The organism is Streptococcus sp. CCH5-D3, assembly GCF_001556435.1.
Taxonomy (GTDB): domain Bacteria; phylum Bacillota; class Bacilli; order Lactobacillales; family Streptococcaceae; genus Streptococcus.
On the sequence record NZ_LSIW01000026.1, the window covers coordinates 26,186 to 50,959 of the forward strand.

The following is a 24,774-nucleotide window of genomic DNA, read 5'->3' on the forward strand; positions in this document are numbered from 1 at the left end:
CCCGAACCGCACCTAACCAGTCAATCGCTGATTAGTGTCTTAGGGACTCCATAAGTGATTGGCTCCTGATTAAATAAGGAGATTCCAATGTCAACAAATAAAGAAAGACTTATTGCTGCTCTTCAAGAGCCACTTGAAATAACCCTTACTCGCTACAAGACTCATTTGGATGGCTTGAAGGAAGACCAAGTAGAAGAAAACCGTGACCTTTATGGGGAAAATGTCATAACCAAAGGACAAGAGGATTCTATCATTAAAAAGATTTATGAATCTATCATCAATCCCTTTACTGTTATTCTTTTAGTCATTGCTCTGGTTTCCTTTATCACCAATGTCTGGCTTGCTAAACCGGGTGAAGAAGACCCAACGACTTCTATCATCATTGTCACTCTAGTTTTGATATCTGGTGGTATCCGTTTTATTCAAGAACTTCGTAGCGACAAGGCTGCCAGTAATTTGTCTCGCATGATTGTCAATACAGCAACAGTACTTCGAGATGGTAGTGAGCAAGAAATCCCAATTGATGAAATTGTGGTTGGAGATGTGGTCAAACTAAGTGCGGGAGATATGATTCCGGCTGATGTGGTCTTACTAGATTCTCGTGATTTCTTTGTTCAACAGTCTGGCTTGACAGGTGAAAGCGATGCTGTGGAAAAAGCTTGTCTGGCTAAAGCAGATGGTCAAAATCTAGAGAGCCTGCTTGAAAGTGAGAGCCTTGCTTTCATGGGAACTAATGTTATCTCTGGTCGTGCAACAGCCTTGGTTTTAGTTGTTGGTGATGAAACCATGATGGGAGCAATTGAGCAGACCATCAATACTTATGACGAACCAACTTCATTTGAACGTGAGATGAATTCCATTTCTTGGCTCTTGATTCGACTCATGTTGGTTATGGTTCCTGTTGTTTTTGTGATTAACGGTTTAACAGATGGGGACTGGCTTGAAGCCGGCGTCTTTGCCCTTAGTGTGGGAGTCGGTTTGACCCCAGAAATGTTGCCGATGATTATCACAGCCAGTCTTGCCAAGGGTTCTATCATTATGGCCAAGGAAAAGGTGGTCATCAAAAAGCTTAATGCTATTCAAGACCTAGGGGCTATCGATATCCTTTGTACGGATAAGACAGGAACCCTGACTCAGGATGAAATCGTTCTTGAGTACCCTCTTGATATCCATGGTGACCTTGACCTATCAGTACTTCGGAGAGCCTATCTTAATTCTTATTTCCAAACTGGCTTAAAAAATCTTATGGACCGTGCCATTATTAGCCGAACTGAAAGAGAAGCTAAGAAACATGACATCGTTCGTGACCTTGACCAGACCTTCCACAAGATTGATGAGCTACCTTTTGATTTTGAACGTCGTCGCATGAGTGTCATTGTTCAAGACACTGATGGATTTGTTAGCATGGTGACAAAAGGTGCCCTTGAAGAAATGCTCTCTGTTTCTAACTATGTGGAATACAAGGGAGACATTATCCCATTGACTGACGATGTTCGTGAGGAAGTCCTTGCGGAAGTTGCACAGTTGAATGAACAAGGTTTGCGTGTTCTCGGTGTTAGCTACAAATCACAGCTTAATGAAAATGATGTCTTTAGTGTCGAAGATGAAAGTGATATGATTTTGACGGGATATCTTGCCTTCCTTGACCCACCAAAACCATCAGCAGCACCTGCTATCAAGGCTTTGGCGGAATATGGTGTGACCACAAAAATTTTGACTGGAGACAATGATAAGGTGACACAGGCTGTCTGTGAAAAAGTTGGTCTAGATGTGACGCACATTCTACTTGGAAGTGATCTTGATACCATGTCAGATCAAGATTTGGCTAAGGCTGTGGAAACGACAACAGTTTTTGCTAAGTTATCCCCAGACCAAAAGGCACGAATTATCCTAAGCCTTAAGGAAAATGGGCATAAGGTAGGCTATATGGGTGATGGTATCAACGATGCCCCATCCATGAAGGTGTCAGATGTGGGGATTTCTGTGGATACAGCTGTTGATATCGCCAAAGAAACTGCAGATGTTATCTTGCTTGATAAGGATCTAATTGTCTTGGAAAAAGGTTTGGTTGAAGGACGGAAGGTCTATGCTAATATGACCAAATATATCAAGATGACCGTTTCTTCAAATTTCGGGAATATCTTTTCTCTCCTCTTTGCCAGCATTTTCTTACCATTCCTACCAATGGCACCTGTGCATTTGATTGTCCTAAATCTTGTCTATGATATCTCTTGTATCGCCCTTCCATTTGACAATGTGGACAAGGAATTTCTTAAAGAGCCACATATCTGGGAAGCCAAATCAATCATGCGTTTCATGGCTTGGATAGGACCTATTTCGTCCGTATTTGATATTTTGACATATATCTTGCTCTATTTCATCATTGTGCCAATGATTTTGGGGCATGGCTATGTTCATGGTTCACCAGAAGTAGCAGCCTTTATCATTATTTTCCAAACAGGTTGGTTTATCGAATCTATGTGGTCTCAAACCATGGTTATCCACATGTTACGTTCACCAAAACTACCATTTATTCAAAGTCACCCAGCACTATCAGTTGTTGTGACAACCTTATTTGCTGCTTTCTTTGTGACTTCTCTTCCATACAGTCCATTGGCTGGTTTCTTAAAACTCAGCCATCTAAACGGTCTCTATTTCATTCTCTTGTTTATCATCATTACTTTGTATATGCTTAGTGTTACCTTTGTGAAGCATATTTATATTAAGAAATACAAAGAATGGTTATAGGATAACTATACTTAGAAAAAGAGCATAAGCTCTTTTTTCATTACCTTTCATTCTGCCAAAACCTTTTCATTTATGGTATAATAGGGCGATTATAGATAATCAGAGGCCTTTAGAATGACAGTTCTGAGGACATGTTTTCTAAGAAATAAGAGACTGTGTTTCCAAGGCCACTTTCTTTCTTAGGCTATCCCAGTGGGAGGTTGAGGTCCTGAGATTTGGGGCTCAAGGCTAAGACCGTCACGAAAGAAATCATCACAAAAAAATATTAAGAGGGAAAAAGAAAATGAGTAATTACGCTATTATCCTTGCTGCGGGTAAAGGAACTCGCATGAAATCAGATCTTCCAAAAGTATTGCACAAGGTTTCAGGCATCACTATGCTTGAGCATGTTTGCCGTGCAGTTTCAGCTATCGAACCAGCTAAAAATGTTACTGTTATTGGTCATAAGGCTGAGCTTGTTCGTGAGGTTTTGGATGGTCAATCTGCCTTCACTATGCAAACTGAGCAGTTGGGGACTGGTCACGCAGTAATGATGGCTGAAGAAGAGTTGGCTGGACTTGAAGGTCAAACGCTTGTTATTGCTGGTGACACGCCTTTGATTACTGGTGAAAGCCTTAAAAACCTTATTGATTTCCACGTTAATCACAAAAATGTTGCCACTATCTTGACTGCAACTGCGGACAATCCGTTTGGTTATGGTCGTATTATCCGTAACGAAAATGGCGAAGTGACTAAGATTGTTGAGCAAAAAGATGCCAACGAGTTCGAACAACAGGTCAAAGAAATCAATACAGGGACTTACGTTTTTGATAATAAACGCCTCTTCGAAGCACTTAAAAATATCAACACTAACAACGCTCAAGGGGAATACTATTTGACTGATGTTATTTCTATTTTCCGTGAGAATGGTGAAAAAGTAGGTGCCTTCACTCTTCGTGACTTTGAAGAAAGTCTCGGGGTTAACGACCGTGTTGCCTTAGCTACGGCAGAAGATGTTATGCGTCGTCGCATCAACCAAGCTCACATGGTTAATGGTGTTACTTTCCAAAATCCAAACGCCACTTATATCGATGTGGATGTGGAAATTGAGCCAGACGTTGTCATTGAAGCTAATGTGACACTTAAAGGTAAAACTAAGATTGGTGCAGAGTCAGTGCTTACCAATGGGACTTATATTGTTGATTCAACTATCGGTGCCAATACTGTTATCACTAACTCTATGATTGAGCATTCAGTGGTTGAAAAAGGTGTTACCGTTGGTCCATTTGCCCATGTTCGTCCAGATTCAACCCTCAAAAAAGATGTTCATATCGGTAACTTCGTCGAGGTTAAGGGTTCTACTATCGGTGAAAATACCAAGGCTGGTCACTTGACCTACATTGGTAATGCGGAAGTTGGTTCTGACGTTAACTTTGGTGCAGGGACAATCACTGTAAACTATGATGGTCAACATAAATTCAAGACCCAAATTGCTAACAATGTCTTTATCGGAAGCAATTCAACCTTGATTGCACCGCTTGAAATCGGGGACAACGCCCTCACAGCGGCTGGTTCAACCATTACAGAGAATGTGCCAGCTGACAGCGTAGCCATTGGACGTGGCCGTCAGGTCAATAAAGAAGGCTATGCCATTAAGAAACCTCACCACCCAAGCCAACAAAAATAGGCTTAAGCCTATCTAAGTCTTACTTCTATTGGAGAGATGATTTAGATTGGGGTCATAGATTAAAGGAGTCAAGTCATGGAGTTTGAAGAAAAAACACTCAAACGTGAGTCAAAATTTAAGGGACATATTTTTGAAGTTGCAGTAGACGAGGTCCTCTTGCCAGACGGTAAGACGGCTGGTCGTGAGCTCATCTTCCACAAGGGAGCAGTAGCTGTTTTAGCGGTTACCCCAGAAGGAAAAATCATTATCGTCAAACAATACCGCAAGGCTATTGAGGCGGTTTCTTACGAGATTCCTGCGGGTAAACTGGAAGTCGGTGAAGCTGGCGATGAAATGGCTGCAGCAGCGCGTGAACTTGAAGAGGAGACTCAGTATAAGGGTGATCTCGAATTGATTTATGAGTTTTACACAGCCATTGGTTTCTGTAATGAAAAAATCAAGCTCTATGTGGCTACAAACCTAAAGCCTGTTGAAAATCCACGCCCACTTGACGAAGATGAGTTTCTTGAAATCTATGAGTTGACTTATGAGGAGTGTATGGAACTTGTAGCTTCGGGGGCTATTCAAGATGCTAAAACCATCATCGCTCTCCAATACTATGCACTTCATTTTGGAGGAAAATAAGTTATGAGTAAGCCACTTTTGACTGACGATGTCATTGAGCAGGCTAAGCGTGGGGAAATCGATTTAGAGGAACATCCTTATTATGAGGACTATGATCAAGAGTTCTATGATGAGGACTATGAAGCTAATTATCAGCCCTCTGCTTACAAGAGCCGTCGGATTGAGAATGCTAAACGCAATCAATTTCAACACAAACTTAATCGCATCCTCTTTTGGGTTGTCGTCCTCTTGATTATTCTCTTCATTGCTGTCTTTTATTTCTAATAAGTCTATGAGTCAGATAGCTCTGTCTACTGATTCAGACAAGATTACAAGCTGAAAAGGAACTATATGAAAATTGGAATTATCGCTGCCATGGAGCAGGAGTTAGTGCTTCTAGTGGAGCAATTGGAAAATAAGGTTGAAGAAACTGTTCTTGGCAATACCTACTACACAGGACGCTTGGGAAAACACGACGTCGTTTTGGTGCAATCAGGTGTTGGTAAGGTTATGTCAGCCATGTCTGTGGCTGTTTTGGCAGACCACTTTGGCGTTGATGCCCTCATTAACACTGGTTCTGCAGGAGCAGTAGCACCTGGACTTAAAATTGGAGATGTCGTTGTGGCATCAAAATTGGCCTATCACGATGTTGACTTGACAGCATTTGGCTATGACTATGGGCAAATGTCTATGCAACCACTCTACTTTGAAAGTGACTCTACCTTTGTAGAGACTTTTGAAAAGGTTTTGGCTCAAGCCTCTATCGACTCTAAAATTGGTCTTATTGCGACTGGTGATAGCTTTATTGCAGGTCAGGATAAGATTGATGCTATTAAAGGGCACTTTCCAGAAGTCTTAGCCGTGGAAATGGAAGGAGCAGCCATTGCTCAAGCTGCACACAGTGTCAAGAAACCTTTCATCGTTGTTCGTGCTATGAGTGATACAGCAGCCCATGACGCTAATATTACTTTTGACGAATTCATTATTCAGGCGGGAAAACAATCAGCTGCTATCTTAGTGGAGTTTCTCAAAGAGCTTGCCTAAAATACTTTAAATGAGTGTTTATGCTCAATTTCTTAATAAATTTAAAGACGACTGTTATTCCTTTAAGAATGGCAGTTTTTTTCTTCCTTTAGACAAGATAATCTTCTCATTTTTCAAAGAGAAAATCTGAATTTTAGTATTTTTTAGACAAAATTTGAATTAAAATTATGGCAATAAAATGAGAAAGGAAAACAATATTAAAAGAGAGACTCCGAAAGAAAGCTTATAATATAAGGGTTTAAAAATTTCACTATCTATTGATATCTTAGAAATCTTTACAAAACCTCCAAAGGGGTAAATAATTATCTTGCAAAGTTCTGAAAATAGTGTATAATTCAGAATGAAAAGGGTTACAAAAATGTTAAGATTTGTAATAATGGGAGGATAGAATCATGAATAACCGATTCGGTGATTCGAGGCAGCGTTTCTCCATCCGTAAGTTTACGGTGGGTATTGCTTCGATCTTACTTTCGTCTGCAGTTTTTGGTGTAAGTACCGCTAATGCAGAACAAGCTGAAGAGCCTAAAGGCCAACTAGCGACGAGTGTACTTGAGGAAGCTAGCGAGTCTGATGGTGGGGGCCAAAGGACAAGCGCTAGCGTCTCAAGTAAAGAAGTGACAGCTGAACCTACCGTACAGGCAGAAAGTACAAGTGCTATCTCAGTAACTGCTATTTCTAGTGAAGTTGTGCTTCAAGAGCAAACGGTTGCAAGCTCTGAACAAACGAGTTCATCACAAGATAAGACTAATGAAGCTCTTAGTGAGAAACCTGTAACTGGTAGTGAAACACGAGAAGCTAGTGCTAGCGAACTTGCAGCGGCAAGTAATAGTAGTTCTACTTCATCTGGTAATTTTGGACTTAAGATTACCAATCTAAGCCGTCCAATTCCAGCGGATGTTAAGGTGACTAAGACAGGAACTGAAATTCATGTTCAAAACCCTAACGTTGAGCTTCAATTTCCAGACGGAAATAGTATTTACTCAAGAAGTAAGGTTGTTTATCATGATATTTCATTCCCTAACGATATAGCTATTAATTCAGGTGACAAAGTTATCTTCACTCTTCCAAGTGAATTGCAATTTAAGACAAGCTATAGTGTTAATGTTTACAACCCTAATAACGAAGTTGTTGGTATTGCTCAGGTAGATCCTAAGAATAACAGTGTTGTAACCACATTTAATCATTATTTCGAAGATCACCCTATTGGGAAATATATGAATTTAGAGTTAGATACGCTTTATTCTGAAGCTCTCAAAGGTGGCGAAAAATTGCACCTCAATTTCAATGGTCATGTCGTTAATGTGACAGTTGGTTCTGCAAATCCTATTCCTAGTGACGAAGTCATTGCTAAATGGGGTAGTCAGGACAAGAATGATCCAACCCTAATTAACTGGGGAATGCGTCTTAATTACGCAAGACGTGTCTTGAATAATCTTCAATTGATCGATACTTGGTCTGATAATCAAAGATTTGTTGATAATTCTTTAGAGTTACGTTACATTGATTCTGCTGAGCCATGGGTTGATAAGGGTTCAGCTATGGAATTGATTAAGAGTTTCTCTCATGACGATACTAAATTTGAGTTAAATCTTGGTCGTTTGGACCGTATGGTTTATGTTTGGTATCAGACACGATTGACCAACCCAGCATCAGATTCTAATAATCCTACGAATAAAGTTGACCTTCATGCAGATGTTGAGTCAAAAACATATACTTCTGAAGTACGTTTAGTTGGAGGTCGTGGAAATGCAGGTGGTGAACAAGAGGTACATTTCAATCTTGAATTAGCCAAAGAGTTGGCAGGTAGAGCCTTGAAAGATAAGGAATTTACCTTCAAATTGGTTGATATGACAGATAATAAGATGGTTGATCTTGGTGAAACAACCAATGATGCCTCTGGTAAAATTGTCTTCTCAAATCTTGTACTTAACCAACCAGGTACTTACCACTATCGTGTGACAGAAGTTCCTGGTAATGATAGTGACGTCGTTTATGATAAGCTCCAAGCTGATGTGACTGTCCAAGTAGCTAGAGAAACCACAGATGGCCGAGAAAAATTAGTGGCCAAAGTGGTTTATCCAGATGACGTTATCTTTAACAATAAATTGGTAACACCAGCTAAGGCCAAAATTGCATTTGGTAAGGAATTAACCAAGGCAGGTGTTAAGCAAGATCTAAAAGCAGATCAATTCCAATTTGTCCTTAAAGACCGTTTTGGAAAAGTCCTTGAGACTGTTGGAAATACAGCTGACGGTCAGGTTGCCTTTAGTGAGTTGACCTTTAACAAGGTTGGTACCTACAACTACACTGTTGAAGAACTTGCAGGTAAGGATGATGCAATTGTCTATGATACGATGAAAGCTGCTGTTTCTATCACGGTAACACGTGATGGTGATGCTCTTGTTTCAACCGTAGTTAATCCAAAAGACACCATCTTTAACAACAAGTTTGTGACTCCAGCTAAAGCTGCTATTCAGTTCAGTAAGGAATTGACTAAGGCAGGTGTTAACCAAACTTTGACTGCTAATGAGTTCCAATTTGTCCTCAAAGATAGTGCAGGCCATATTGTCGAAACTGTTGGAAATACAGCTGATGGTCGTGTTGCATTTAGTGAACTTCACTTTGATAAGGCAGGAACTTACACTTATACTGTTGAAGAAGTTAAGGGAACGAACGAAGATATCGTCTATGATGGTATGAAAGCGACTGTCTGGATTACAGTGACCCGAGATGGCGATGCTTTGGTATCAACGGTCGCTAATCCAAAAGACACTGTCTTTAATAACTATGTTAAAGAAGTGCAACCAGCCAAGGCCAAATTCGAATTGACCAAGGTTCTTACGGGCCGTAACCTCAAAGATGGTGAATTTAGCTTCGTTCTTAAGGACGACAAGGGTAATGTTATCCAAACAGTGACCAATAATGCACAAGGAAACATTAGTTTTGAAAACATTGTCTATGACAAACCAGGTGTTTACTACTACACTGTTGAAGAAGTCAAGGGCAATGAAGCCGATGTGGTTTATGATAACATGGTAGCTAAATTCCAGGTGACTGTTACCAAGACTGTGGGTGAAAAGGAAAATCTGCTTGTAGCAGCAGTTCTCCTTCCTTTGGATACAGAATTTAACAATAGTTACATTCCTCCAAAACCTCCTACGCCGCCAACACCACCGACACCACCAAGTGTCCCACCTAAACCACCAGTGGTTCCGCCGACACCACCAACACCGCCTACTCCACCAGTGACGCCAAAACCAGCTAAGCCAGTTCAATCCTCTGAGAAATCAGGACCTCAACTTCCAGAGACTGGTCAAGCTAACGATACTGCCTTGCTTGCCCTCGGTGTGGCAGCAGAAATGGCAGCAGTCATGGGTGTAGCATATAGCCATCGTCGCCGTAAAGACGTTTAAGATGATGACCTAAAAGATCGAGAATGCTCGATCTTTTTTAGTGTTGGAATGCCTATCTCATTAAATGAGAAATCAAGATAAAGCCAACTGCAGGATGAAATTTCTACTAAATTAAGCTATAATGAGGAGTATGAAGGTTCTACTTTATCTTGAAGGAAAATCGGTTCTTGAAAAATCAGGAATCGGACGGGCTCTCCACCATCAGATGCATGCCTTGGACTTGGCGGGGATTCCCTATACGACGGACATCTTGGGTGATTACGATGTCGTTCATATTAATACTTATGGTCCACGTAGCTTGATGTTGTTGCATGCTGCAAAACGCCGTGGCAAGAAGGTCATCATGCATGGTCATTCGACACGTGAAGACTTTGAGAATTCATTCATCGGTTCTAACCTTTTGGCCCCACTTTTTGGGAAATATTTGGCCCACATGTATCAAAAGGCTGATTACGTGATTACACCATCTGAGTATTCCAAAAAATTGATTCAGTCTTACGGAGTTACCACACCGATTATTGCTGTTTCAAATGGGATTGATTTGAAAAAATACGGTAAGGATCCACGTAAGGAAGAAGTTTTCCGAGAATACTTTGGTATTAAGGAAGGACAGCCAGTGGTGATTTGTGCGGGTCTTTATTTCCAACGCAAGGGAATTGAAGATTTCGTCAAGGTTGCCGAAAAGATGCCCCATGTTCGTTTCATTTGGTTAGGTAGTATCAGCAAATGGCTGATTCCTAAGAAAATTCGAGACATTGTCAATGGTAAGCATCCTGATAATGTCAGCTTCCCAGGTTACTTCAAGGGAGCTGTCTTCCAGGGAGCTATGAGTGGTTCTAATGCCTTTTTTTTCCCGTCCTATGAGGAAACCGAAGGAATCGTAGTGCTAGAGGCCTTTGCCAGTCACCAACATGTGGTTTTGCGTGATATTCCTGTTTATGAGGGCTGGGTTGATGACAAATCTGCTTCATTCGGGCATAACGTGGATGAATTTGTAGTAGCCTTACAAGATATTATCGATGGTAAAGTGGACAAACGTGAAGAAGGTTACAAGGTTGCGGAAAGTCGCTCGATTGATGATGTGGCTCAGAAACTTGTTGAAGCCTACAAAGAAGTATTGGAGATTTAAATGCGTATCGGATTGTTTACAGATACCTATTTTCCACAGGTATCAGGTGTTGCGACCAGTATTCGCACACTGAAAACGCAGTTGGAAAAAATGGGGCATACAGTCTTTATCTTTACCACGACTGATAGAGATGTTGACCGCTATGAAGACTGGCAGATTGTCCGTATTCCCAGTGTGCCTTTCTTTGCTTTTAAGGATCGCCGAGTGGCTTATCGTGGCTTTTCTAAGGCTCTAGAGATTGCAAAACAGTACAAGCTTGATATTATTCACACGCAGACAGAGTTCTCCTTGGGGCTTCTAGGAATTGCCATTGCGCGTGAACTTAGGATTCCTGTTGTGCACACCTATCATACCCAGTATGAAGACTATGTCCGCTATATTGCCAAAGGTATGGTCATCCGTCCAAGTATGGTTAAGTACATTGTTCGTGGCTTTATGAGCGATCTGGATGGGGTTATCTGTCCGAGCGAGATTGTTTATGACCTTTTACTCAAGTACAAGATTGCTGCTGAAAAACGGGTCATTCCAACAGGCATTGAACTTGAAAAATTCCAGCGTCCAGAGATTACCGAAGAAGATGTGGCGGACTTGAGAGCCAAGCTTTGTATTGCTTCGGATGAAACCATGTTGTTGAGCTTGTCTCGTGTCTCTTATGAGAAAAATATCCAAGCAGTTCTGGCGGCTCTACCTTCGGTTTTAGAGGAAGACGATAAGGTTCGGTTAGTTGTTGCTGGCGATGGCCCTTACCTACCAGACCTGAAGTCCCAAGCCAAGAAACTTGGTATTCTGGATAAGGTGGTTTTCACAGGTATGATTGCACCTGGCGAAACAGCTCTTTACTATAAGGCTGCTGATTTCTTCATCTCGGCATCAACCAGTGAGACTCAGGGCTTGACCTATCTGGAATCCTTGGCTAGCGGTACTCCGATTATTGCTCATGGAAATCCTTATTTGGATAATGTGATTACGGACCAGATGTTTGGAATACTTTATTATCATGATAATGATTTAGCTGGGGCCATTTTGGAAGCAGCCATTGCAACGCCAGAAAAAGACGAGACTAAGTGGGCCGACAAGCTCTATGAAATTTCTGCCGAAAACTTTGGAAAACGTGTCTATGAGTATTACTTGGACCTCACGATTTCTAAGGATTTCCACAATGATTTGAATGGTGAAGATAGTACCATGAAGCGCTTGACGCGTATGGTGACTTACTTGCCAACCAAGGCCATTGCCTTGCCTGTTAACGGCTCTGTTCGTATCATCAAAGGCTCTGCTAAACAGGTCAAGAAAATCAAAAATATCACGAAACTTTTGGATTAGGAAAGCTATCAGATTTTCCTAGTCAGATAAAATCTTAGAATTGATTAATAAAAGAGATAATTAGCTTGAAAAATTACAGTTTCATGCTATAATAACGCATAGAGACATATCAGTCATGGGAAATCTTTTAGAGAGCGTGTGTCGCTGGGAATCACGCAGAGGACATGATTGGGACTACTCGATTAACTTTTTATGCAAACATAAAACGGTGGCCACGTTAGAGCCAATCAGAGGTGTAGGACAGACGCATTTTTTGTCGTACACGAACTAAGGTGGAACCACGTTGCGACGTCCTTTTGAGGATGTCGCTTTTTATGTTGTTCGGGATACTTTGAAATTTTTAGAATGTCTAGTATAGATAGAAAAGCTTTTCTTTGGGACTAAATATTCTCTCTATTGATTACAAAAAGGACTGTTTAGAATGAAGTGGCACTATCTTTTTAGTTGAAGGAGAATTTATGGGGTTCAAATATGAAGCTATCAAGGCCTACTTGATTGACCACGGTGTGGATGCTAGTCTTGCTGAGACTATGCACGCTATCTATGCTACCCAAAGACTTGGTGGAACAGCCAATGCCTATTTCCTAATTGTTTTTACAGAAACAGAGATTTTCATTATTTCTATTACACCTTTAGGAAAATTAGGGGAGATTATCGCTACACTGCCTGAAGAGATGATTAAGTCATATCAGTTTAAGAAACGTTTGTTTATTGGTTACAAACTTTGCTTCATTCTAACTGATGGTAGGGAGTTAGAATTTAATATCAACAAGATGATGATTGGTGCTGGTTGGCATAAGACAGAATTGCAAAGCATCCTAGAAACAAATTATTACAACAAAAACATTAAATAGAAAGGACGAAAGGGCTCATCCTTTAGGGCTCTGACATCTTAATTATGATTAACATTACTTTCCCAGATGGCGCTGTTCGTGAATTCGAATCTGGCGTTACAACTTTTGAAATTGCACAATCTATCAGCAACTCTTTGGCTAAGAAAGCTCTTGCTGGTAAATTCAACGGTAAATTGATTGATACTACACGTGCTATCACTGAAGATGGAAGCATCGAAATCGTGACACCTGATCACGAAGATGCCCTTCCAATTTTGCGTCACTCAGCGGCTCACTTGTTTGCACAAGCAGCTCGTCGCCTCTTCCCAGACATCCACTTAGGTGTTGGTCCAGCTATCGAAGATGGTTTCTACTACGATACAGACAACCAAGCTGGTCAAATTTCTAACGAAGATCTTCCTCGTATCGAAGAAGAAATGAAGAAAATCGTTAAAGAAAACTTCCCATCAATCCGTGAAGAAGTGACAAAAGACGAGGCGCGTGAAATCTTCAAAAATGACCCATATAAATTGGAATTGATTGAAGAACACTCAGAAGACGAAGGTGGTTTGACTATCTACCGTCAAGGTGAATACGTTGACCTTTGCCGTGGCCCACACGTGCCATCAACTGGTCGTATCCAAGTTTTCCACCTTTTGAATGTTGCAGGTGCCTACTGGCGTGGAAATAGCGATAATGCTATGATGCAACGTATTTATGGTACAGCTTGGTTCGATAAAAAAGATCTCAAGGCTTACCTTAAACGCCTTGAAGAAGCTAAAGAACGTGACCACCGTAAACTTGGTAAAGAACTTGATTTGTTCATGATTTCTCAAGAGGTTGGTCAAGGTCTTCCATTCTGGTTGCCAAACGGTGCGACAATTCGTCGTGTCTTGGAACGCTACATCGTGGACAAGGAAGTAGCAGCAGGCTACCAACACGTCTACACTCCACCAATTGCCTCAGTTGAACTTTATAAAACTTCAGGTCACTGGGATCATTACCGTGAAGATATGTTCCCAACAATGGATATGGGAGATGGTGAAGCCTTTGTCCTTCGTCCAATGAACTGTCCTCACCACATCGAAGTTTACAAACACCATGTGCACTCTTACCGTGAATTGCCTATCCGTATCGCTGAAATTGGTATGATGCACCGTTATGAAAAATCTGGTGCCCTTACAGGACTTCAACGTGTACGTGAAATGTCACTTAATGATGGTCATACTTTCGTAACACCTGAACAAATCAAAGATGAGTTCCAACGTACGCTTCAATTGATTATCGATGTTTACGAAGATTTCAACTTGACTGACTATCGTTTCCGTTTGTCATACCGTGACCCTAAAGATACTCACAAATACTTTGACAATGACGAAATGTGGGAAAATGCTCAAAGCATGTTGAAATCAGCCATGGATGACATGGAACTTGACTACTTTGAAGCAGAAGGTGAAGCTGCCTTCTACGGTCCAAAACTTGATATCCAAGTGAAGACTGCCCTTGGTAATGAAGAAACACTGTCTACAATCCAATTGGACTTCTTGCTTCCAGAACGTTTTGACCTTAAATACATCGGAGCTGATGGAGAAGAACACCGTCCAGTTATGATTCACCGTGGGGTTATCTCAACAATGGAACGCTTTACAGCTATTCTTATTGAAAACTATAAAGGAGCCTTCCCAACTTGGTTGGCACCTCAACAAGTAACTGTTATCCCAGTTTCAAATGAAGCCCACACAGATTATGCTTGGGAAGTTGCTAAACAACTTCGTGACCGTGGTATCCGTGTTGAAGTGGATGAACGTAACGAGAAAATGCAATACAAGATTCGTGCGTCTCAAACACAAAAAATCCCTTATCAATTGATTGTTGGTGATAAGGAAATGGAAGACGGAACTGTTAACGTTCGTCGTTATGGACAAAAACAAACACATACAGAAGCTGTGTCAGAATTTGTAGAAAATATCCTTGCTGATATCGCTCGCAAATCACGCCCAGATGCCGAATAAAAAAAGGGTCGGTTAGCTAAGCTAACTGACTTTTTAGTAGGATAAACCATGCATGTTTTTATGAAAAGACTTTTATTTCTGATGGGAGCAGTTCTAGTCTTGTTACTGGCTAGCTTTATCTATCATAGATTAGCCTTGCAAAGAGAAAAGGCCTCTCTCAACCCTATGGGGCAAATGGTGTCTGTTAATGGCCATGACATGAGCGTCTTTGTGAAGGGAAATGGTCCACAAACCTTAGTTTTTCTATCTGGTGCTGGAACGGCCTCTCCCATTCTAGATTTTAAAGACTTGTATGATGGGCTTTCTAAGCAGTATAAGATAGTCGTTGTAGAGAGAGCTGGCTATGGTTATAGTGAGGACACCTCTAAGTCCAGAGATGTGTCTGAGGTTCTTTCTGAGACACGTCAAGCCTTAGCCAAGGCTCATGTATCAGGTCCTTATATTATCCTTTCTCATTCGATGGCCTCCTTAGAAACGCTTTTGTGGCAAGAAAAATATCCAAGTGAAATACAGGCAATCATCGGCTTAGATTGGGCTCTACCAGAGAGTTATTCGCAATTGAGAATGCATTCCCAGATTTTACGTATGGCTCGTTTGGGAAGTCAATTAGGTCTTTTAAGGTATATACCGAGTCGCTTATATGTGCCTAATGAAAATCTAAGTAGTAGTGATCGGCGCCTCTATCAACGAATAGCTTATCGTCAAATACTGTCACAAGCTATGTTAAATGAGAGCCTATCTGTTAAGGGAAATGCTAAAAAGGTTGATGCTAAGATAAATTCACAAATCTCTACCTTACTTTTGGTTTCTAATGGAGAAGGCACGAGTTTTAGCAAGGAGGAGTGGCGAAATTATGCGACCAGATTTGCAAAGGACCAGAAAAATATCGAACTGACTTTTTATGATGCCCCACATTATCTTTATCACTATCGCACCAAAGAGGTAGTTGCTAAGATAGAGGACTTCATAAAGGGGACCACTGATTAAACTAACTTATGTTATTGAGGAGAGATGAGATGCTTATAGGCTCAAAAGCCTTTTCTAGCTTATGGAAGGAATGGAAAAAGGAATACCAGCCACTGCAGGTGCTGAAGTTATTGCTTGCTTATATAGAGATGCCAGAGGATCTATCTGGGGAGATAGAGGAAACTCAGCGTTTATTATCCTATTTTGACCCTGACTTGGCGCCTCATGATGCTTTCTGGAAGGATGTTGCCAGGTTGGTAGATTTGGCTTTTCCTGGTGATAGCTTGTCTCAGGAAGGCCTTGTAGAGCGCCAAATTCATCAGCTACGTTACCTGATTTCGAGTCAACAGGCCCAGTATGTGAGGACACATTATAAAAAAACAGGGATGACAGACAAAGAAGCTTTAGCTGTCTATCTCAGATGGAAACCTTTCACCATGTTTGATCAGGGGCGCCTGCACCAAAAGATTTCTTTCTGTGATGGCAAGGGGATTTATCCAGATGGGATTCCTAGTGTTAATCTCAAGATTCTCCTATATAATCGTGTAGAGTTTATTCTAGATAGTCAGGGAAATTTTCTCAATGAGGTCGATGCGGAGCAGGTGACTGAGAGTGGAGTGGTTAATGGTGCTAGTTTCAACTATGGCAATTTCAAACGCCACTGGCAACTGGATGTGGAGCCGGTTCAACCACATGATCCTGCCTTTCGTAATCGGATGACCAAGGGCTTTCGATCACCAAACAAATTGAGGAAGAAGTGGGGCCGAAAAGAGCCTGAGCATTTTGACAAGTCTTTTTACAATCCAAATGATATCTATGCCCAGTCACACAGATCTTTGGCTAATGATGTCAAACGTCAAGCCAGACTTTTTCTCGCCATGGTTTATGGCTTTAAACCAGTTCAGAAAAAGCAAACAAAGGAGCTTCATATGTCTAAACAACCACAAAACAATAAAGGGACAGCGGTTCTAGGATCACTAGTATTTATGGCCTTATACGCCCTAGGTATTTGGCACAATGCTGTCCGAGGAAATATTCCTTTCCTTATTCTTTGGAGTGTTTTACTCCTAGTTAACGTCAGCTATTTGATTTTCCGCTTGAGAAAATAAAAAAAGAAAGTGATATGGACCTAAATGGTAAGAAATTTAGGTCTGTATCACTTTTTTGTATATTCAATTATAGCTTACCACTTGCTTTCTTCTGGGATAATAATCCAGCAAATGATGTAGAAAAGAAAACCTGTTCCAAATAAGAAGATCGCTGCAGCCCAAATAAGGCGAATAATGACAGGGTCAATGTCAAGATATTTAGCGATACCAGAACAAACACCGGCAATAATTTTGTTGTTTGGATCTCTTCTGAGTTCTTTTTTCATATGATTTACCTCCGTACTTCCTTATTATACCATAACACCTTGATGTCTAGTATTGGCTTTAAGGAAGCATAAAGTAGACAATACCCATATATTGGAGAGCTGAAGCCAGCATGATGAAGAGGTGCCAAATCATGTGGAAGTATGGTTTTTTCTTAGCGTAGAAAGCTGCACCAACCGTGTATGACAATCCTCCAGCAAGCATGAGTCCCCAAAAGGCAGGTCCTGTCTTAGTGACGATAGCTGGAATAATGAAGATAACCAACCATCCCATCATCAGATAGAGGAAGAGGGAGAATTTTTCATTGATTTTTTTAGCAAAGATTTTGTAGAGAATACCAAAAATTGTTGTTCCCCATTGGAGGAGGATGATGCTGTAGCCTAGCCATCCGCCAACCAGTGAGAGGGCAACAGGGGTGTAGCTTCCAGCAATGGCGATATAAATCATGCTGTGGTCAATAATTCTTAGAACCATCTTGTGGGGTGAGTTATAATCCATAGCATGATAGATGGCTGAACTCAAAAACATGAGGAAGAGACTGATGACAAAAACGGACATCCCGACGGCAGCAATCATGCCGTAGCCGTTGTTGGCATGAACAGCAGTAATTGGCAATAAGACCAGCATGGCCATAGCTCCGACGGCGTGAGTCACGCTGTTAGCCACTTCCTCACCAAAGCTAAGTTTTTTACTGAGTTTGAGGTTGGGAGAAGTATTAAAAGTAGCAGTATTAGACATTGTTTTCTCCTTCAAGGTCGTTCAAAAGTTGATGTGTAGCTCGGTAGCATTGAAGCGTCTGACAGGCTGAGAGTATGACTTGCGGAGCCTCTTGGGGAAACTGACCATTCATACAGGCTACAAAGTCATTGTAGTAACTCTTTTGACTATCAGCATCTGTACGTAGGATTTCCAAGGTTTTAGCAATCTCAGAAATCTCAAAGACGGTCTTCAGACTAGTGATGACAATAAGTCTAGCTACCTGAGCAGCATTATATTTTTTCTTGATGGGTTTTGCGACATGGCCATGTTTGACATAATTATTGACCATAGAGGCGGTTAGCCCCTTGTCGTTTGGTCCTAAAGTACTTTGGGTGACCTGATTGACATAGAGCAAAACCTGATCCAAATAGAGTTCAATCTCTGGTAATTCTTCCCAGAGAGGGTATTGTTGTGTTGTCAAATTATAAAAACCTCTTTATCTAGTTTTCATAACTAGATTATAACATTATAGAAATTCAAGTCAAGTCAGAACTTACGAGAAATGAAAAAGATGTTGAGATAATATTTCCAACATCTTTATTTTTTATGTGATAAGGCAGAGTGATTTTTTTATGCTTTTGAATCACTTCTTATGGGGTTCTAAGTTTCTCCAAAATTGCTTGTGCAGTTTCTTGATTCATATGTTTGGCCTTGAGAAGTTCAGCCAAAACGTGAGGCATCTCTTCAGGGCTAGCACCGGCTAGTAGGGCTAGAGATTTGGCCTGAAGTTTCATATGTCCTGCTTGGATACCTGTTGAAGTCAGAGCTTTGAGAGCAGCCAGATTTTGTGCCAAACCAAGAGAAACGATGATACTAGCTAGGGTTTTGGCATCTGGATGGTTAAGTAAGTCATGGGCGATAGAAACACTAGGGTTAAGTCCGATAGAACCTCCACGGGTTGCAATTGGCATGGGGAGGGTTAATTCTCCCACCAATTCTTTAGCCTTCTGGTCATAAGTCCATGTGGACAGGCCACGGTAGCTACCATCCTTGCTAGCATAGGCATGGCTACCAGCCTCAACTGCTCGCCAATCATTGCCAGTCGCAATAACTAGGGCATCGATACCATTCAAAATTCCCTTGTTATGGGTAGCTGCTCGGTAAGGGTCCACCTGGGCCAACTGGCTAGCCATCTCCATTTTCTTAGCAAAATCATGAGCGTCTTCCTTGTTACGACTGAGGAAGCGTGTGCTAAGACGACAAGTTGCTGTCACTAGACTCTCGGTGGCAAGATTTGAGAGAATGGCCATGAGACTTTGACCTTCTGAGAGATTTTCCAGTTCTGGCACCAGTGCTTCCATCATGGTGTTGACCATATTGGCTCCCATGGCTTCTTGGGTATCAACGGCTAGATAGACAATGAGGAAGTCTCCCTTAGCCTCAGTCCAGAGCCTGCGAGGGCCACCCCCACGCTTAACAATAGAAGGATGAGCCTCTTTGGCAATCTCTATGAGGTCCTGATTGGCTGCTTGAATTTTACTTGAAGCAGTGGCTTTATCAGGAACGTCAAAAAGGGCAACTTGGCCAATCATTTGACGATTATGAATCGTAGTCGTGAAACCGCCAGAGCGTTTAATGAGCTTGCTAGCATAGGAAGCAGCGGCGACAACAGAAGGCTCCTCAGTAACCATAGGAACCTGGTAGGTTATACCGTCTACCAATACATCTGGGCAAACGGCAAAGGGAAGTGTAAATCGACCAATAACATTTTCAGCCATTTGATTGGCTGTTTCAAGGGTAAGTTGTTGGTCCTTATCCAGAAGATTTTGATTTTCCTGAGACAAAAGAGCATTCTTTTTCAAATGCTCTTTACGTTCTTGCGGTGTCTTCTTGGAAAAACCAGTCCAAGAGAGTTTAGTCATATTAATTTCCTTTATAGATACGTTGGTGTTCAGAGATTTCAGTTAAACGGAAAGCTCCGGTTTGGTAATCAGTGAATTGAGTAGAGCCAGTGTCATCCAACTGCGCCTCTTCGTAGAAAAGTTTTTCATAATCAGCAACGCTCAAGGGGTGACGTTTGGCAAAGGTATCTAGACGGTCTGAACGAAGCAGGTCTTTGTAGCCCTCAACCAGACGTCCTGAGAAAATTTCGGAGACAGCTCCAGAACCATAAGAGAAGAAGCCAATCTTATCTCCTGCTTTAAGGTCTTGCGACTGTTCAAGCAAAGAAAGGAGCCCAAGGTAGAGTGACCCTGTATAGATATTTCCAATTTGACGGCTATAGGTAATTGAAGCATCAAAGTTGTTTGTTAAACGCTCTTTATTCTCGGGATTCAAATCTTTTGGAATGATTTTATTAAGTCCCTTAAGAGCTAACTTAGGATAAGGAAGGTGGAGACAAAAAGCTGCAAAATCAGCAAAGTCAGCCTGATGACGCTCTTGGTAAGCTGCCCAAGTTGTCTTCAAACTGTCCAGGTACTGCTTGGTTGAATAGATGCCTTGAACATAAGGCGTTGAACTGTAGTTTGGACGCCAGAAGTCCATGACATCACGAGTTTGTGCCACGTTGTCATCTGTAAGCTCCAAAATACGTGGATTCTGACTGACTAGCATAGCTACAGCACCAGCTCCCTGGGTTGACTCACCAGAAGATTCGACACCATAGCGGGCAATATCACTAGCGATAACTAGAACTTTGCTCTCTGGGTGGGCTGCCACGTGCAATTTAGCATAGTTAAGTCCAGCAGTTGCAGCATAGCAAGCTTCCTTCATTTCAAAAGAACGGGCAAAAGGTTGAATCCCCAAAAGACTGTGAACATAGACAGCCGCAGCCTTGGACTGGTCGATGGAAGACTCAGTAGCCACGATGACCATATCGATAGCTTGCTTGTCATCGTCATTTAAAATATCAGCCGCCGCATCAGAGGCAAGTGTCACAATATCTTCTGTAATCGGCGTAATACTGGTTGCATCAAGCATCAGACCTTTGCTGAATTTTTCAGGCTCCGCCCCACGGGCAAGAGCGAGATCAGCCATGTTTAGAACATATTGACTGGTCGCAAAACCAATCTTATCAATTCCAATAGACATATGATGTTTCCTTTTTTTTCTTCATTGTAGAGTATCCAGAGAATACTAATCTATAGTGATTTTACCATAAAAGAGCGCTTTCGCCTTGAAAAAACTTTGATAGTTAGTTATATCTTCTGTTTCGATAGGAACTAGAGGATTTCACAAGACTTACTTTTGGTATTGCCGTAGCTTTTAGTTCTCATTTGCACTAGAATAAGGTAAAATTGAAATGATAATTGGATTTTTGAGACTTTGGACTCAAAAATTTGTCTTGGAACTTCGCAGACGTCCGCAATCATTTAAGGAAAGTCTCAAAAAATACTTTGTTTTCAATTGAATAAAGAGGAAAATCATGACAAAAGCAGACACTATATTTAAAGAAAATATCACTAAAATCATGGAAGAGGGTGTTTGGTCGGAGCAAGCACGTCCTAAATACAAGGATGGCACAACAGCCAATTCCAAATACATCACCGGGTCTTTTGCAGAATATGATTTGAGCAAGGGAGAGTTTCCTATTACCACTCTTCGTCCTATTGCTATCAAATCTGCTATCAAAGAAGTGCTTTGGATTTACCAAGACCAGTCAAATAGCCTAGATGTCCTTGAAGACAAGTATAATGTGCATTATTGGAATGACTGGGAAGTTGAAGGCGTACCTGCCAATAATGGGGACAAGCGTTCGATTGGTCAGCGTTATGGGGCAGTCGTTAAGAAGCACGATATTATTAACCGTTTGTTGGCTCAGTTGGAGGCTAATCCGTGGAATCGCCGTAATGTCATCTCCCTTTGGGATTACGAGGCCTTCGAGGAGACAGCAGGACTTCAGCCTTGTGCCTTCCAAACCATGTTTGATGTTCGTCGTGTGGGTGAGGACATTTATTTGGATGCTACTTTGACGCAACGCTCTAACGATATGTTGGTGGCTCATCATATTAATGCCATGCAGTATGTGGCCCTTCAGATGATGATTGCCAAGCACTTTGGTTGGAAAGTTGGTAAATTCTTTTATTTTATCAACAACCTCCATATTTATGACAATCAATTTGAGCAAGCCGAAGAACTGCTCAAACGTCAGCCCTCTGATTGCCAACCACGCTTGGTCCTCAATGTTCCTGATGGAACGAATTTCTTTGATATCAAACCAGAAGATTTTGAATTGGTTGACTATGAGCCTGTTAAACCTCAACTCAAATTTGACTTAGCAATTTAATAAATGCTTATGATTTAAGCCCATAAAGAGCTGGCAAAGTTTTTTCCAAGCTCTTTTTCTCTTTTTTTGTTAGAATGGATTGTAAACTTAAAAAGAAAAGGAAATACTGTGTCTAAACAACTCATTGCTATTTGGGCGGAAGCTCATAACCATGTTATTGGGAAGAATCACACCATGCCTTGGCACTTGCCTGCTGAACTGGCACATTTCAAGAAAACGACCATGGGCTCAGCAATTCTCATGGGACGTGTGACCTTTGATGGCATGAACCGTCGTTGCCTACCAGGACGTGAAACCTTGATTTTGACAAGAGACAAGGAATTCAACTGTGAGGATGTGACGACTGTTACGAGTGTTGAGGAAGCTCTGGCTTGGTTCGAACAGCAAGATAAGGACCTCTATATTGCTGGTGGTGCTGGTGTCTACAAGGCTTTTGATGGACATTATGATGCACTCATCAAGACAACTATTGAGGCTGATTTAGAGGGAGACACGTATTTTCCACAACTAGATATGACGGCATTTAAAGAGGTATCACGTGACCGCGTGGTCAAGGATGATAAAAATGCCTACGACTTTAGCATAAGTCGCTATGAAAAAGAAGGAGACTAGGTTCATGCAACGTAGTGTTTTTGGGTTATTTACTGCATTATTGGGGGTGCTTTGTGTACTCTCTGCCATTCCTGCCTTTCGCAAGAAACGTTATGGGTTAGCAGTTTTTCTCTTTTTAAATGCTTTTACTAACCTTGTCAATACTATTCACGCCTTCTATGGCACCCTATTTTAGAAAAGAGTGAGGAATAAATGGCTGGAAATCGTAATGAAGAAATGGTTTATTGTTCATTTTGTGGCAAAAACCAAGAAGAAGTAAAGAAAATTATCGCTGGGAATGGCGTCTTTATCTGTAACGAATGTGTGGCCTTGTCACAAGAAATCATTCGTGAGGAAATGGCAGAAGAAGTTTTGGCTGACTTGGCTGAAACTCCGAAGCCAAAAGAACTTTTAGATATTTTGAACAACTATGTCGTGGGGCAGGACCGTGCCAAACGTGCCTTGGCGGTAGCTGTTTACAATCACTATAAACGTATCAATTTCACAGAAAGTCGTGAAGACAATGATGTGGATTTGCAAAAATCAAATATTCTCATGATTGGACCAACTGGTTCAGGGAAGACTTTCTTGGCTCAGACCTTGGCTCGTAGCTTGAATGTTCCATTTGCGATTGCGGATGCAACATCATTGACAGAGGCAGGTTATGTGGGTGAGGACGTGGAAAATATCCTCCTCAAACTGATCCAAGCGGCAGACTTCAATATCGAACGTGCGGAACGTGGTATCATCTATGTTGACGAGATTGATAAGATTGCTAAAAAGGGTGAAAATGTATCAATCACTCGTGATGTTTCTGGTGAAGGGGTTCAACAAGCTCTCTTGAAGATTATCGAAGGAACAGTAGCCAGCGTTCCCCCTCAAGGTGGTCGTAAACACCCTAACCAAGAGATGATTCAAATTGATACTAAGAATATTCTCTTTATCGTTGGTGGTGCTTTTGATGGTATCGAAGATATCGTTAAGCAACGTCTTGGTGAGAAAATCATTGGTTTTGGTCAAAATAATAAGGCAATTGATGATGACTCATCATACATGCAAGAAATTGTGGCTGAAGATATTCAAAAATTCGGTCTTATCCCTGAGTTTATCGGACGTTTGCCAGTCCTTGCGGCCCTTGAACAGTTAACGGTTGACGACTTGGTTCGTATCTTGACAGAGCCTAGAAATGCCTTGGTGAAACAGTACCAAACCCTCTTGTCTTATGATGGGGTTGAACTGGAGTTTGACCAGGATGCTCTTGAGGCTATTGCAAGTAAGGCGATTGAACGTAAGACTGGTGCGCGTGGGCTTCGCTCTATCATTGAAGAAGTCATGATGGATGTCATGTTTGAAATTCCGAGTCAGGAAGATGTCACTAAGGTTCGTATTACCAAAGAAGCTGTTGACGGTACAGCTGCTCCAGTTTTGGAAACAGCGTAAGGAGGACCTATGGCTGAAGAACAAGTCCTAAATACGCACAACGCTGAGATTTTGCTCAGTGCGGCAAATAAGAGCCACTATCCACAAGATGACCTCCCTGAGGTTGCTCTAGCAGGACGCTCGAATGTTGGTAAATCAAGCTTTATCAATACACTTCTTGGTCGTAAAAACCTAGCACGTACTTCTGGGAAACCAGGAAAAACCCAGTTGCTCAATTTCTACAATATTGACGATAAGCTACGCTTTGTGGATGTACCAGGTTACGGTTATGCCCGTGTGTCCAAAAAAGAACGTGCCAAATGGGGGAAAATGATTGAGGAGTATCTCGTGACTCGAGACAATCTTCGTGTGGTTGTTAGCTTGGTTGACCTCCGACATGAACCAACTCAAGACGATATTCAAATGTATGAATTTCTTAAGTATTATGAAATTCCAGTTATCGTTGTGGCGACTAAGGCTGACAAGATTCCTCGCGGAAAATGGAACAAGCACGAATCTATCATTAAGAAAAAACTCAATTTTGATAAAAATGACCATTTCATCGTCTTTTCATCTGTCACACGTGACGGTTATGATGAAGCATGGGATACGATTTTGGCAGAATTGTAAAAAGAGCTCGGAGAAATCCGAGTTTTTTTCTTGCGATAGT

Annotated in this window: 22 protein-coding genes; 17 read left to right on the forward strand and 5 right to left on the reverse strand. The window is 41.4% G+C overall.

The window, feature by feature from the left end; all coding sequences use genetic code 11:
• Positions 1 to 87: 87 nt before the first annotated feature.
• The 12 genes from mgtA to AX662_RS00745 all read left to right on the forward strand — a co-directional run bounded on the left by mgtA (position 88) and on the right by AX662_RS00745 (position 16,846).
• Entirely contained in the window at positions 88 to 2,748 is a 2,661-nt protein-coding gene (gene mgtA / locus AX662_RS00690) for a magnesium-translocating P-type ATPase (RefSeq protein ID WP_060971309.1), read from the forward strand.
• Positions 2,749 to 3,031: 283 nt separating this feature from the next.
• Positions 3,032 to 4,414, forward strand: a complete 1,383-nt coding sequence (glmU, locus tag AX662_RS00695) for a bifunctional UDP-N-acetylglucosamine diphosphorylase/glucosamine-1-phosphate N-acetyltransferase GlmU (protein WP_060971310.1) — start codon at positions 3,032 to 3,034, stop codon at positions 4,412 to 4,414.
• 75 nt (positions 4,415 to 4,489) lie between these two features.
• Complete coding sequence (locus AX662_RS00700) at positions 4,490 to 5,038, forward strand: NUDIX domain-containing protein (protein ID WP_060971311.1); 549 nt, start codon at positions 4,490 to 4,492, stop codon at positions 5,036 to 5,038.
• A 3-nt stretch (positions 5,039 to 5,041) separates the two neighbouring features.
• A complete protein-coding gene (macP, locus tag AX662_RS00705; RefSeq protein WP_037602071.1) occupies positions 5,042 to 5,302 on the forward strand; it encodes a cell wall synthase accessory phosphoprotein MacP in 261 nt (86 codons plus the stop codon).
• 66 nt (positions 5,303 to 5,368) lie between these two features.
• Positions 5,369 to 6,061, forward strand: coding sequence for a 5'-methylthioadenosine/adenosylhomocysteine nucleosidase (locus AX662_RS00710; RefSeq protein WP_002886153.1), 693 nt, complete (start codon positions 5,369 to 5,371; stop codon positions 6,059 to 6,061).
• A gap of 392 nt (positions 6,062 to 6,453) precedes the next feature.
• A complete protein-coding gene (locus AX662_RS00715; RefSeq protein ID WP_060971312.1) occupies positions 6,454 to 9,474 on the forward strand; it encodes a Spy0128 family protein in 3,021 nt (1,006 codons plus the stop codon).
• Between the two features lie 130 nt (positions 9,475 to 9,604).
• The gene (locus AX662_RS00720) at positions 9,605 to 10,603 is read left to right on the forward strand and encodes a glycosyltransferase family 4 protein (RefSeq protein ID WP_060971313.1); all 999 of its coding nucleotides are present in this window, start codon (positions 9,605 to 9,607) and stop codon (positions 10,601 to 10,603) included.
• Complete coding sequence (locus AX662_RS00725; RefSeq protein WP_060971314.1) at positions 10,604 to 11,926, forward strand: glycosyltransferase family 4 protein; 1,323 nt, start codon at positions 10,604 to 10,606, stop codon at positions 11,924 to 11,926.
• A 458-nt stretch (positions 11,927 to 12,384) separates the two neighbouring features.
• Positions 12,385 to 12,780, forward strand: a complete 396-nt coding sequence (locus AX662_RS00730; protein WP_060971315.1) for a hypothetical protein — start codon at positions 12,385 to 12,387, stop codon at positions 12,778 to 12,780.
• Positions 12,781 to 12,824: 44 nt separating this feature from the next.
• A complete protein-coding gene (gene thrS / locus AX662_RS00735; protein ID WP_060971316.1) occupies positions 12,825 to 14,771 on the forward strand; it encodes a threonine--tRNA ligase in 1,947 nt (648 codons plus the stop codon).
• Positions 14,772 to 14,819: 48 nt separating this feature from the next.
• Positions 14,820 to 15,758 (forward strand): alpha/beta fold hydrolase, encoded by a 939-nt coding sequence (locus AX662_RS00740; protein WP_060971317.1) that lies wholly within the window; start codon positions 14,820 to 14,822, stop codon positions 15,756 to 15,758.
• Positions 15,759 to 15,787: 29 nt separating this feature from the next.
• Positions 15,788 to 16,846, forward strand: coding sequence for a DUF3114 domain-containing protein (locus tag AX662_RS00745; RefSeq protein ID WP_060971318.1), 1,059 nt, complete (start codon positions 15,788 to 15,790; stop codon positions 16,844 to 16,846).
• A gap of 74 nt (positions 16,847 to 16,920) precedes the next feature.
• Here AX662_RS00745 and AX662_RS00750 read toward each other — a convergent pair whose 3' ends face one another.
• The 5 genes from AX662_RS00750 to AX662_RS00770 form a co-directional block, all read right to left on the reverse strand.
• Complete coding sequence (locus tag AX662_RS00750; RefSeq protein WP_002886147.1) at positions 16,921 to 17,112, reverse strand: PspC domain-containing protein; 192 nt, start codon at positions 17,110 to 17,112, stop codon at positions 16,921 to 16,923.
• Between the two features lie 58 nt (positions 17,113 to 17,170).
• Positions 17,171 to 17,848: a PAQR family membrane homeostasis protein TrhA gene (gene trhA / locus AX662_RS00755; protein ID WP_060971319.1), complete on the reverse strand. Its 678-nt coding sequence runs from the start codon at positions 17,846 to 17,848 to the stop codon at positions 17,171 to 17,173.
• A complete protein-coding gene (locus AX662_RS00760; protein ID WP_060971320.1) occupies positions 17,841 to 18,290 on the reverse strand; it encodes a DUF1836 domain-containing protein in 450 nt (149 codons plus the stop codon). The genes trhA and AX662_RS00760 overlap by 8 nt, the downstream gene beginning before the upstream one ends.
• Before the next feature lie 169 nt (positions 18,291 to 18,459).
• On the reverse strand, positions 18,460 to 19,731 hold the full coding sequence (locus AX662_RS00765; protein ID WP_060971321.1) for a hydroxymethylglutaryl-CoA reductase, degradative: 1,272 nt from the start codon (positions 19,729 to 19,731) through the stop codon (positions 18,460 to 18,462).
• A 1-nt stretch (position 19,732) separates the two neighbouring features.
• Entirely contained in the window at positions 19,733 to 20,899 is a 1,167-nt protein-coding gene (locus AX662_RS00770; RefSeq protein ID WP_060971322.1) for a hydroxymethylglutaryl-CoA synthase, read from the reverse strand.
• Between the two features lie 334 nt (positions 20,900 to 21,233).
• Between AX662_RS00770 and AX662_RS00775 the strand changes: the two genes are divergently transcribed.
• The 5 genes from AX662_RS00775 (at position 21,234) to yihA (ending at position 24,734) form a co-directional block, all read left to right on the forward strand.
• A complete protein-coding gene (locus AX662_RS00775) occupies positions 21,234 to 22,094 on the forward strand; it encodes a thymidylate synthase (protein WP_060971323.1) in 861 nt (286 codons plus the stop codon).
• A gap of 108 nt (positions 22,095 to 22,202) precedes the next feature.
• Complete coding sequence (locus AX662_RS00780) at positions 22,203 to 22,706, forward strand: dihydrofolate reductase (RefSeq protein ID WP_060971324.1); 504 nt, start codon at positions 22,203 to 22,205, stop codon at positions 22,704 to 22,706.
• A 4-nt stretch (positions 22,707 to 22,710) separates the two neighbouring features.
• On the forward strand, positions 22,711 to 22,881 hold the full coding sequence (locus tag AX662_RS10530; protein WP_002886174.1) for a hypothetical protein: 171 nt from the start codon (positions 22,711 to 22,713) through the stop codon (positions 22,879 to 22,881).
• A gap of 17 nt (positions 22,882 to 22,898) precedes the next feature.
• Positions 22,899 to 24,125 carry an ATP-dependent Clp protease ATP-binding subunit ClpX gene (clpX, locus tag AX662_RS00785; RefSeq protein WP_002890340.1) on the forward strand — a complete coding sequence of 409 codons (1,227 nt, stop codon included), beginning with the start codon at positions 22,899 to 22,901 and terminating at the stop codon, positions 24,123 to 24,125.
• 9 nt (positions 24,126 to 24,134) lie between these two features.
• Positions 24,135 to 24,734, forward strand: coding sequence for a ribosome biogenesis GTP-binding protein YihA/YsxC (yihA, locus tag AX662_RS00790; protein ID WP_002885996.1), 600 nt, complete (start codon positions 24,135 to 24,137; stop codon positions 24,732 to 24,734).
• The last annotated feature ends 40 nt before the right edge of the window (positions 24,735 to 24,774 follow it).

Bases quoted from the DNA above. Each gene is read 5' to 3' on its own strand.
- AX662_RS00765 (WP_060971321.1), bottom strand. From the start codon at position 19,731: ATGACTAAACTCTCTTGGACTGGTTTTTCCAAGAAGACACCGCAAGAA.
- clpX (WP_002890340.1), top strand. From the start codon at position 22,899: ATGGCTGGAAATCGTAATGAAGAAATGGTTTATTGTTCATTTTGTGGC.
- mgtA (WP_060971309.1), top strand. From the start codon at position 88: ATGTCAACAAATAAAGAAAGACTTATTGCTGCTCTTCAAGAGCCACTT.
- AX662_RS00700 (WP_060971311.1), top strand. From the start codon at position 4,490: ATGGAGTTTGAAGAAAAAACACTCAAACGTGAGTCAAAATTTAAGGGA.
- AX662_RS00750 (WP_002886147.1), bottom strand. From the start codon at position 17,112: ATGAAAAAAGAACTCAGAAGAGATCCAAACAACAAAATTATTGCCGGT.
- AX662_RS00710 (WP_002886153.1), top strand. From the start codon at position 5,369: ATGAAAATTGGAATTATCGCTGCCATGGAGCAGGAGTTAGTGCTTCTA.
- trhA (WP_060971319.1), bottom strand. From the start codon at position 17,848: ATGTCTAATACTGCTACTTTTAATACTTCTCCCAACCTCAAACTCAGT.
- yihA (WP_002885996.1), top strand. From the start codon at position 24,135: ATGGCTGAAGAACAAGTCCTAAATACGCACAACGCTGAGATTTTGCTC.
- AX662_RS00745 (WP_060971318.1), top strand. From the start codon at position 15,788: ATGCTTATAGGCTCAAAAGCCTTTTCTAGCTTATGGAAGGAATGGAAA.
- AX662_RS00740 (WP_060971317.1), top strand. From the start codon at position 14,820: ATGCATGTTTTTATGAAAAGACTTTTATTTCTGATGGGAGCAGTTCTA.
- AX662_RS00770 (WP_060971322.1), bottom strand. From the start codon at position 20,899: ATGTCTATTGGAATTGATAAGATTGGTTTTGCGACCAGTCAATATGTT.
- AX662_RS00730 (WP_060971315.1), top strand. From the start codon at position 12,385: ATGGGGTTCAAATATGAAGCTATCAAGGCCTACTTGATTGACCACGGT.
- AX662_RS00725 (WP_060971314.1), top strand. From the start codon at position 10,604: ATGCGTATCGGATTGTTTACAGATACCTATTTTCCACAGGTATCAGGT.
- macP (WP_037602071.1), top strand. From the start codon at position 5,042: ATGAGTAAGCCACTTTTGACTGACGATGTCATTGAGCAGGCTAAGCGT.
- AX662_RS10530 (WP_002886174.1), top strand. From the start codon at position 22,711: ATGCAACGTAGTGTTTTTGGGTTATTTACTGCATTATTGGGGGTGCTT.
- AX662_RS00775 (WP_060971323.1), top strand. From the start codon at position 21,234: ATGACAAAAGCAGACACTATATTTAAAGAAAATATCACTAAAATCATG.
- AX662_RS00715 (WP_060971312.1), top strand. From the start codon at position 6,454: ATGAATAACCGATTCGGTGATTCGAGGCAGCGTTTCTCCATCCGTAAG.
- AX662_RS00720 (WP_060971313.1), top strand. From the start codon at position 9,605: ATGAAGGTTCTACTTTATCTTGAAGGAAAATCGGTTCTTGAAAAATCA.
- thrS (WP_060971316.1), top strand. From the start codon at position 12,825: ATGATTAACATTACTTTCCCAGATGGCGCTGTTCGTGAATTCGAATCT.
- glmU (WP_060971310.1), top strand. From the start codon at position 3,032: ATGAGTAATTACGCTATTATCCTTGCTGCGGGTAAAGGAACTCGCATG.